Below are 8442 nucleotides of genomic sequence, written 5' to 3'. Positions count from 1 at the left end.
TAGCTGTCCGAAATGCGGGATTGCCAGCATTTGAATGAGCTTCCGTGTCATTAGGGTTAAGCGTAAGTACTTGCCGATAGCTGGCAAGGGCTTCGACCAATCGATTGAGTTCCCTTAGTACAATACCTCGGTTGAAGTGGGATTTGCCATTCCCAGGATTGATGGCAATCGCTTGCTCATAGTTGGCGAGGGCTTCAGGAAATTGCTTTAACTCGTGGAGGAGCAAGCCGCGGTTAATGTAGGCAGGCTCATAACCAGCGTCGATATCGATTGCGCGATCATAACTGGCCAGTGCTTCTTCCATGCGGTTTATTGCTTGCAGGGTAACGCCTTTATTGTAGTGCGCGTCCGCATTATCGGGATCTATGGCGATTGCTTGATCATAACTGGCGATTGCCTCATCCCAACGAGTTAAACTGTGAAGAACGACGCCTCGATTGTAATGGCTGTCTGCATGGCACGGGTTAATGGCTAAGGCTTGTTCAAAATACACTAATGCCAGACTCTGGTGTCCCAATGCATTATAGGCATTGCCGATGTTGTTTAAGACATCCGCTTGGCAGGGGTTAATCGCCAACGATTCACGGAGAAACCGTATTCCTTCCTCGAACCGACTTTTTTGTATGGCAATTAATCCCAGCAGATTGAATAGGGTCGTCTCGGCGGGTAGTGATGTTAATAAGACCTTATATCTTCTCTCCGCTTCGTCAAGTAGACCGGATTGATGAAATGCGATGACTTCCTGGAACAAATGGATTTGTTTTTGATTGTCCATACATTTCCGGTTATTGAATCGCTAATTCATGGCATTAGCGCAATAACTTTGTTCAGAGAGTAAACCGTTTTCGGTCTGATGTAAATTTACACCCCGGTGAACACCCTAGACCTCTTACGTAAGTCTGTAGAGGGGATAGCGATTTTCAACATTAGCTATTGCTAGTTTCCATTTCGAGGGGATAGTCAAAAAAAAGCCGTTTTATCAATCCCTCGCTTCTTAATCTGTACTTTTTTGATGGTGGGGATCACTTTTTATTAGTCATCAATCTGCATGTTCATCCGTCAAATTCATTACCTGCTCGCCTTGGCAAAAACCGGGCATTTCGGCCGGGCCGCGGAAATCAGTCATGTTTCCCAACCGGCATTATCTACCGCGATTCAACATCTTGAGGAAGAACTCGGCATCACCATTATTAAACGTGGACGCCGATTTCAAGGCTTTACCGAAGAAGGGGAGCGAATTCTACAATGGGCGAGAATTCTGGCCGAAGACTGGGAAGGCCTGCGGCAAACCGCAACTCAATGTAATCAACAACTCACCGGCGTTTTACGCATCGGTGCCATCCCTACCACCCTGGCGGTTACGCCACTGTTGACCCAACCGGTGCAGTCGGAATATCCCGGCATAGCCATTCAACTGGTTTCGCATTGCGCCGAAGAACTGATGCGTCAGCTCGATAGTTTTGAACTGGATTTGGGCTTAACCTATCTGGAAGATCCCAGACTCAAAGGCTTCAAGACATTACCTCTATACATTGAACGCCATGTTTTGCTGGCCCGTAACCCAGATCCAGGCTTAATTAAAAGCAGCTTGAGTTGGCGTGATATAGCGGGGCTGCCATTATGTTTATTAACGCAGAATATGCAAAACCGCCGCTTGATCGACGCCGCATTTCGCGAAGCCGATGTAAGCCCGAACGTAATGCTGGAAACCGACTCAATATCCGCCTTGTATGCCCATGTCCGTAGCGCCGGTCTTTACAGCGTGGCGCCACACAGCATGTTAATTCAGTTCGAAACCCATCAAGACATCACCGCCATACCCTTAACGCCCGAGTTATCGCGGCCCGTGGGATTAATCATTCGTCGCCAGGATTTATTTTCCCCGATACAAGATGCCGCCTGGCGCATGGCTCAACAGCTGGATTTGCAGCAACAATTCGATTCATTGATAGCCACTGGCTATTAATCCATGCTTCAAAGCGATTAGACGCCATCGCTTGTAAAGCCAACAATACGGTTACCCGGCCGGGATACATCAGCATAACCCAATAGCGGCTATGCCTTACCCCCAATTAACAACGAGGTAACGACAAAATGGCAAAAATTGTTTTAGTTCTTTACGATGATCCCGTCGACGGCTATCCAACCTCCTATGCGCGCGACGATTGTCCGCAGCCGGAAATTTATCCCGACGGTCAAACCCTACCAACCCCCAACGCCATCGACTTCGTGCCGGGCGCGTTGCTTGGCAGCGTATCGGGTGAACTGGGCCTTCGCAAATACCTGGAAGCCAACGGCCATGAGCTGATCGTTACCTCCAGCAAAGACGGCGAAGATAGCGTGTTGGACCGTGAACTGCACGATGCCGAAATCATCATTTCGCAACCATTCTGGCCGGCATACATGACTGCCGAACGCATTGCCAAAGCCAAAAAACTGAAAATGATCGTTACTGCCGGTATCGGTTCCGACCATACCGATTTGCAAGCGGCCATTGAAAACAATATCACCGTCTCCGAAGTCACCTATTGCAACAGCAACGCGGTCGCCGAGCACGTAGTGATGTCGATTCTGGCCTTGGTGCGTAACTTCATTCCATCACACAACTGGGTGCTGAAAGGAGGCTGGAACATCGCTGACTGTGTCTCGCGTTCTTATGACCTGGAAGCAATGAGCGTCGGCACTGTAGCGGCTGGCCGTATCGGCCTGCGCGTGTTGCGCTTGTTGAAAGCCTTCGGCGTCAAGCTGCACTATATGGACCGTCATCGTTTGCCTGAGACAGTGGAACAAGAACTAGATTTGACGTATCACAGCACGCTGGAAAGTTTGGCCAAAGTTTGCGATGTCGTGACCTTGAATTGCCCGCTGCACCCAGAGACCGAGCACATGATCAACGAAGAGTCGTTGAAATGGTTCAAACGTGGCGCCTATCTGGTCAACACCGCTCGCGGCAAACTGGCCGATCGCGATGCGGTGGTCGCCGCGTTGGAAAGTGGCCAACTGGCCGGCTATGCCGGCGACGTTTGGTTCCCGCAACCTGCACCGCAGGACCATCCCTGGCGCAGCATGCCGAATCACGGCATGACGCCGCACATCTCCGGCACCAGTTTGTCCGCGCAAACCCGCTATGCGGCGGGTACCCGCGAGATTCTGGAGTGCTATTTCGAAGGCCGGCCAATTCGCGACGAGTACCTAATCGTGCAAGGTGGTCAATTGGCTGGCGTCGGTGCGCATTCCTACAGTAAAGGCAATGCCACCGGCGGTTCGGAAGAAGCGGCTAAGTTCAAAAAATAGTAAGCCGTAGTCCGGTTATAGGGAGCGGGTTGCGTAGGTAACCCGCTCCCTCATTTTCGTGTGGAAAATATGTTGCGAAAACCATCCGTTAAAACCACCGCTGCGGCATTACCGCCTAGGCCGCCATTGCGGCAAGTCTGTTTAGTCTGGTTCGGCTCTTGTCTGGCGATCATGTCGATTGCGCTATTAAGCCGATACTCCGATCAACCCTGGGTGCTGGGCTCGTTTGGCGCGTCCTGCGTATTGCTGTTCGGCTTTCCAGACGCGGTATTTTCGCAAACGCGCAATCTGATTGGCGGCCATCTGGTGTGCTCGTTGATCGGCTTGGCGTTTTTGAAGTTCGCAGGTCCGGACTGGTGGGCAATGGCATTGGCTGTAAGCTCCGCATTGGCGGCGATGTTGTTGACTCAGACGGTACATCCGCCGGCCGGCTCTAATCCGGTCATCATTTATTTGACTAAACCCGACTGGCAATTTCTATGGTTTCCGACGTTGAGTGGGGCCTTGGTACTTTGGGCAGTGTCCAGAATCTACCTAAAATTATGTTATGGCAAACGTTAACGCCATGAAAGTGCATGTATTGCAGCATGTCGCCTTCGAAGGCTTGGGTTGTATCGAAACCTGGCTCAAGGAAAGGCGAGCCCGAGTGACATTCACCCGTTTTTACGAATCGACCGCGTTGCCTGATGTAGACGATCTGGATTTTATTATCGTGCTCGGCGGACCGATGAGCGTCAACGATGAATTGCAATTTCCCTGGCTGATTGATGAAAAGCGTTTTATTGCCGAAGCGATTCGTTGCAACAAAGCGATTTTAGCTATTTGCCTGGGAGCGCAGCTGATCGCCAATGCCTTGGGCGCTAAGGTCTACCCGAACCGGGAAAAAGAAATCGGTTGGTTGCCATTGTATTCCCTGCATAATCGTAGCGGCATCCGATTGCCCGGCTCTTTCGAAGCATTTCATTGGCACGGCGAAACATTCGACTTGCCACCAGACTCCACGCTATTAGCCAGCAGCGTAGCTTGTAAAAACCAAGCATTCCAAATTGGCCCACGGATTGTTGGCCTTCAATTTCACCTGGAAATGCTCCCAAGCAATGTGAAAGCGTTATTGGCCCACTGCAAACACGAAATCAAGCCCGGGCACTTCATCCAATCCGAAGCTCAAATAAGACGGTCTCAATCAATTTGCTGCCGAGTTATAAATGTCTTAATGCAGCGCTTACTTGATCAGTTAACGGTGGACTTAACAGGCTGTTGATTTTATCTCCCCCGCAAGCCGCATTGATTCGTTGAGTTAGGTACTGGATATATTCGTGACCATTGTTATTCATGGTGAAATGTTTTTGCTTTCAACATATTCCATCGAATCCGGGTACAGCCGACATATGTGTAAAAATAGGACATAGCGGCTAACATCCGCTGCATTAACCGTTTTTATCTCTTTTTGATTGTCTAGTAGCTCTTTTTAACACATCTTCTAGCCTTGCTTCAGCGCCGACTCCTCTTCGCTCCAAGGCTTCGATCTGTTCAATTTGAGTGGCACACTTTCCTGTCTGAATAGCATGTTGCTGTATTAAAAGTTCGTGTTCAGTCCGTAACTGCCAAGCTTCCTGAGATGCTTGTTCAAGCCTGGTTCGCATCCCGCGACTTTCAATTGCATGTGGTGCGAAATTGGTGCTATATTGATGTATAACCTGTTTTTGAAAGGTCAGCCCATGGTAAGACAAAGCATATCCGTATCGGAACCCAACGACGAATGGTTGAAAGCCCAAGTCGCCAGTGCAGAGTACAGCAGTAAGAGTGAGGCGATTAACGATCTTATCCGGCAGGCACGGCGGCGGCAACTTGAAATCGAACATATTCGTTCTGAACTGATTAAAGCGGAACAGAGCGGTTTTATCAACGAGCAGCCGGACGAATTATTGGCCAACTTCAAGGAAGAAGCTCGGCAAGATGGGCTCTTATAAACTTTCGAAAAAAGCCCGCGCCGATTTGAAGAGAATCTGGTTATACGGCGTCAAAACGCATGGTAATCAGAGAGCCGATCAATATCATCAAGGGATGCTTGATCGTTTTGCACACATCGCTGAACAGCCTTATCAATATCAGGCCGTTGACTCTATCCGTGCTGGGTACAGGCGTAGCGTGTATGGCACCGACAGCATTTATTACCGGATCAATGGCGGCACAGTCGAAATCATGACTATTTTAGGCCATCAGGATACGGAAGATTGGCTATAACAAGCAGCCGCGCCACCAGTCGCCATTTAATCATTTCCGCCATCAAAAAGAAGGGGATTACTGAACGGCCGAGAGTCATGCCATTTAGCTAAAGCATTGCCTTGGCCCCTTACTCTCGAGAGGTCATTGTATGTAATGGCTGGAGATAGACTATCGGTTTACCGAAGACAAACCGTTGGTTAACTATCGGTCAGCTTGCGCTCGCTACAAGCTGACACATATCGCGTAAGAATCGTCGTTCACATGCATGAGCGGTACCGAATGCGGAGAGCAAATGAGGATCAGGCGGTTCTGTCGAAAATTAATATCAGGTCGAAAAAGCGTTACTAACCAAGTGCATTTATCCCGTCAAGGCCCTGAGCCGGTGGTATGCTGGAACAGCGATTTGCAACAGAACCCACTTACTGCCTGTTCTTTAGCCAGTGCCATATTTTCAGAATGACAATCTCGTTGCCGTCCAGACGATAGCGAATGACGTAACCGCGCTCCCCGAAGGGTACGGAGAGCTGACGATCCTGACGACCTTCGAGGCGTTTTCCAATGCCAGGATGATCTCAAAAATAGCCTCATTCTTACATTAGAATTGTCCATTTAGGTTGCCTAGCTTGTGAAAGAAGCTGGCTACTTTTCCCCATACACTCGAATAAGGGCTATTTTGAAAATAGGGTTGGAATTAGCCGTTTAATTCGCTGAGATATGGCGTTTCATATCCATTCGGCTATGCAGAATACGGACCACCTCTAAAAAGCCCTCGGCCAGGCGGAAAAAGACCACATGCTTGCCGACTTCATATCGCCGATAGCCCAATCGTACGTCATCGCAACGGCGTCCCAACTGTGGATCACTGGCTAATAGATAGAAAGAACGAACCAGTGCAGCGAGATACTGGTTGCGTTGCCCCCTGCCCCATTTCTTTTGCGTGTATCGGCCAATGGCTTTCAAATCCTCTCTGGCTAAGCCCCTCAGACGGTCAGGTAACATCAAACCAGGCGTTCTTTGTCGAGCTCCTCAAGAACGCTTGCCAGTGAATAGCTTTCAACAAGCGGGCTTTTTTCCCCTGCCTCAAGCGCGGAGCGTAATACTGCCAGTCTCATTTCCTGTTCTTCAAGAAGCCGAAGACCCGCCCGGTTGGCTTCGCTGGCCGAACCAAAACGGCCCTCCTTTATTTTCGAGGCAATAAACCCCTCGAAGTGCTCGCCAAGGGTTACGCTGCTGTTTTTATGCATAGGGTTACCTTCCGCAATTTCCTACGCCTACCAATAATATATATTGGTAGTTTTTGCAAGTGAGTCTGTTTCCGGACTCTGTTGTTCACTCGCCCCCTCTCCTAAATGTGATCTGCCAGCCGGCCAACCGCGGAAAATGCCCGAACCGCCAACTGGCAGCGGCTGTCACATGTTCCCAATTGCACGGCTTACCCCGCTTTCTGACGATTAATGCCGTGAATGATAAATAATTTATTTAGTTATTAAGTGAAATAATTTAATAATATAAACATCTAGTGATGATTATTACCCTTATCAGCAGTAACAGTTGTTCTGCTGCTATTGGTTTCACCATAAGTCTATTACATTGATTTGGCGTCACTTTCCGGTATGATTCGATCAATTTAATCCGCCCTGCCCCGTCCTTTTTTTCAAATCGTGTTTTGAAAACCGCCTCGACTGGCACTTCATTTTCGACCGCCCCCCCTTTCAGATCATGGCTGTATCGATGTTGAGACTGATTTCTTCATCGATCGCTGTTCTCTTCTTGTGTGTTCGTAAGCTCATTCACTTTTTCGAGCAGGATAGCGCTCACTAATTCGCTAATTACTCTTACGTGCAGGCGGGGCTTTGGGATCTTGAATAGCGTTTCGACTGATGATGGATGGCAGAATCGCTAACAACCCTCCTTAGCCGCTTTTTATCCTCATCTGTACCATCAAATATGAACTGATGATGGTTCATATCAATGAGATGAGCACATAACGGTAAAATTGGAATTTATTCTCGGCATAAATCCGCTGTGATCCCCATGTCTAGGTCAAATTAACAGATCAATCTCCCGACAATTGCCTAAGCCCCCTCCCCTCGAAATACTGAGCCCAGCGTTGGCGAGAGTACAACCAACCCTTTAAGCAATGCAGTTCGTTATTGTTTCGAAATGATAAAGCGACGAAGTGAATGGCGCCTGGTTGCGGCAAGCGGGGCCGAGTGAATAGGTTTTTCGTAGCGGCTATCCTGTCTTACCTGATAGTCACGAACCTGTTTTGATTGGCATTGCTTCAAGCTGTGGGGAGCCTGTCGACGCTACGGGTCTCGATTCGTCGACTCGACCTTGTTTCGTCCCCAACCACGTTGACAGGTCTGCATGTTCTATCTTCCCAATCCGAAGAAATTGCTGTGCCTGGTGGATAGCACCGACATGAAGTTGTTGAGCAAAGGCCAATGGCAAATCAAGCAACATGACGCCGCGTGCTATCGCCAATGACGTAAGGTGCATCGGGGTATTGATGCCGAACTCCTAGAAATTCAGGCGATTGAATTCATCTAGCTCGAGCAGGTGGTGCTGAGGTTTGCCGGATTTGCTGAATCAATTTCCCGTTTACTAACGGATTGAGTCGGTTAGAGAGGATGGGGCGTACGACACCAAACAGTGTCACATCGCGATGACCAATCAGGACCATGAGGCCATGATCCCTGTCATTGAAAACGGCCAGTCCTTTAAGGCAAATACCGTGGGTGCCAAGGTTCGAAACGAAACATTACGTTTCATCCATTGGTCGGAGCGAGCCATTTGGAGTAGTTATTCATCAGAGCGGCCTAATCGAAACCAACATGCGTTGCTTCACATTGTTGGGTGAGCGCGTGAAGCCAGTCTCATCAACCGCCATATGCCAAATCGTAAATTCGAGTGGCGCTG

The 8442-nt window shown here is 49.1% G+C and carries 10 protein-coding genes; 6 read left to right on the top strand and 4 right to left on the bottom strand.

All coding sequences use genetic code 11. The annotated features are described in order from the left end of the window. A partial coding sequence (locus tag A1355_RS06175) for a tetratricopeptide repeat protein (RefSeq protein WP_157197768.1) occupies nucleotides 1-775 on the bottom strand: 775 nt, incomplete at its 3' end. A 273-nt stretch (nucleotides 776-1048) separates the two neighbouring features. Between A1355_RS06175 and A1355_RS06170 the strand changes: the two genes are divergently transcribed. The 6 genes from A1355_RS06170 to A1355_RS06140 all read left to right on the top strand — a co-directional run bounded on the left by A1355_RS06170 (nucleotide 1049) and on the right by A1355_RS06140 (nucleotide 5538). Beyond that, the gene (locus A1355_RS06170; RefSeq protein WP_064026078.1) at nucleotides 1049-1966 is read left to right on the top strand and encodes a LysR family transcriptional regulator; all 918 of its coding nucleotides are present in this window, start codon (nucleotides 1049-1051) and stop codon (nucleotides 1964-1966) included. A gap of 128 nt (nucleotides 1967-2094) precedes the next feature. Then, entirely contained in the window at nucleotides 2095-3294 is a 1200-nt protein-coding gene (locus A1355_RS06165) for an NAD-dependent formate dehydrogenase (protein WP_064026076.1), read from the top strand. Between the two features lie 69 nt (nucleotides 3295-3363). Beyond that, a complete protein-coding gene (locus A1355_RS06160; protein WP_157197767.1) occupies nucleotides 3364-3855 on the top strand; it encodes an HPP family protein in 492 nt (163 codons plus the stop codon). Nucleotides 3856-3859: 4 nt separating this feature from the next. Further along, complete coding sequence (locus tag A1355_RS06155; protein WP_064026072.1) at nucleotides 3860-4555, top strand: type 1 glutamine amidotransferase; 696 nt, start codon at nucleotides 3860-3862, stop codon at nucleotides 4553-4555. A 427-nt stretch (nucleotides 4556-4982) separates the two neighbouring features. Then, entirely contained in the window at nucleotides 4983-5264 is a 282-nt protein-coding gene (locus A1355_RS06145) for a ribbon-helix-helix domain-containing protein (RefSeq protein WP_231883583.1), read from the top strand. Continuing rightward, nucleotides 5251-5538: a type II toxin-antitoxin system RelE/ParE family toxin gene (locus tag A1355_RS06140; protein ID WP_064026068.1), complete on the top strand. Its 288-nt coding sequence runs from the start codon at nucleotides 5251-5253 to the stop codon at nucleotides 5536-5538. The genes A1355_RS06145 and A1355_RS06140 overlap by 14 nt, the downstream gene beginning before the upstream one ends. 401 nt (nucleotides 5539-5939) lie before the next feature. On the opposite strand, the gene A1355_RS26575 is transcribed toward A1355_RS06140, so the two are convergent. The 3 genes from A1355_RS26575 to A1355_RS06130 form a co-directional block, all read right to left on the bottom strand. Further along, the gene (locus A1355_RS26575) at nucleotides 5940-6080 is read right to left on the bottom strand and encodes a type II toxin-antitoxin system RelE/ParE family toxin (RefSeq protein ID WP_157197769.1); all 141 of its coding nucleotides are present in this window, start codon (nucleotides 6078-6080) and stop codon (nucleotides 5940-5942) included. Between the two features lie 139 nt (nucleotides 6081-6219). Further along, nucleotides 6220-6519, bottom strand: coding sequence for a type II toxin-antitoxin system RelE/ParE family toxin (locus A1355_RS06135; protein WP_064026066.1), 300 nt, complete (start codon nucleotides 6517-6519; stop codon nucleotides 6220-6222). Further along, nucleotides 6519-6764, bottom strand: coding sequence for a type II toxin-antitoxin system ParD family antitoxin (locus A1355_RS06130; protein ID WP_064026064.1), 246 nt, complete (start codon nucleotides 6762-6764; stop codon nucleotides 6519-6521). Before A1355_RS06130 ends, A1355_RS06135 begins: the two co-directional genes overlap by 1 nt. Nucleotides 6765-8442 lie beyond the last annotated feature (1678 nt).

Origin of the sequence: Methylomonas koyamae, assembly GCF_001644025.1 — a bacterium.
In the GTDB taxonomy this organism is placed as follows: Bacteria; Pseudomonadota; Gammaproteobacteria; order Methylococcales; family Methylomonadaceae; genus Methylomonas; species Methylomonas koyamae_A.
Note: the sequence above shows the minus strand (reverse complement) of the source record. Positions and strands in the feature narration are given on the sequence as shown.

What these genes read in the sequence shown, in the direction of transcription:
- A1355_RS06165 (WP_064026076.1), top strand. Translation starts at nt 2,095, where the DNA reads ATGGCAAAAATTGTTTTAGTTCTTTACGATGATCCCGTCGACGGCTAT.
- A1355_RS06170 (WP_064026078.1), top strand. Translation starts at nt 1,049, where the DNA reads ATGTTCATCCGTCAAATTCATTACCTGCTCGCCTTGGCAAAAACCGGG.
- A1355_RS06130 (WP_064026064.1), bottom strand. Translation starts at nt 6,764, where the DNA reads ATGCATAAAAACAGCAGCGTAACCCTTGGCGAGCACTTCGAGGGGTTT.
- A1355_RS06145 (WP_231883583.1), top strand. Translation starts at nt 4,983, where the DNA reads ATGTATAACCTGTTTTTGAAAGGTCAGCCCATGGTAAGACAAAGCATA.
- A1355_RS06140 (WP_064026068.1), top strand. Translation starts at nt 5,251, where the DNA reads ATGGGCTCTTATAAACTTTCGAAAAAAGCCCGCGCCGATTTGAAGAGA.
- A1355_RS06155 (WP_064026072.1), top strand. Translation starts at nt 3,860, where the DNA reads ATGAAAGTGCATGTATTGCAGCATGTCGCCTTCGAAGGCTTGGGTTGT.
- A1355_RS06135 (WP_064026066.1), bottom strand. Translation starts at nt 6,519, where the DNA reads ATGTTACCTGACCGTCTGAGGGGCTTAGCCAGAGAGGATTTGAAAGCC.
- A1355_RS06160 (WP_157197767.1), top strand. Translation starts at nt 3,364, where the DNA reads ATGTTGCGAAAACCATCCGTTAAAACCACCGCTGCGGCATTACCGCCT.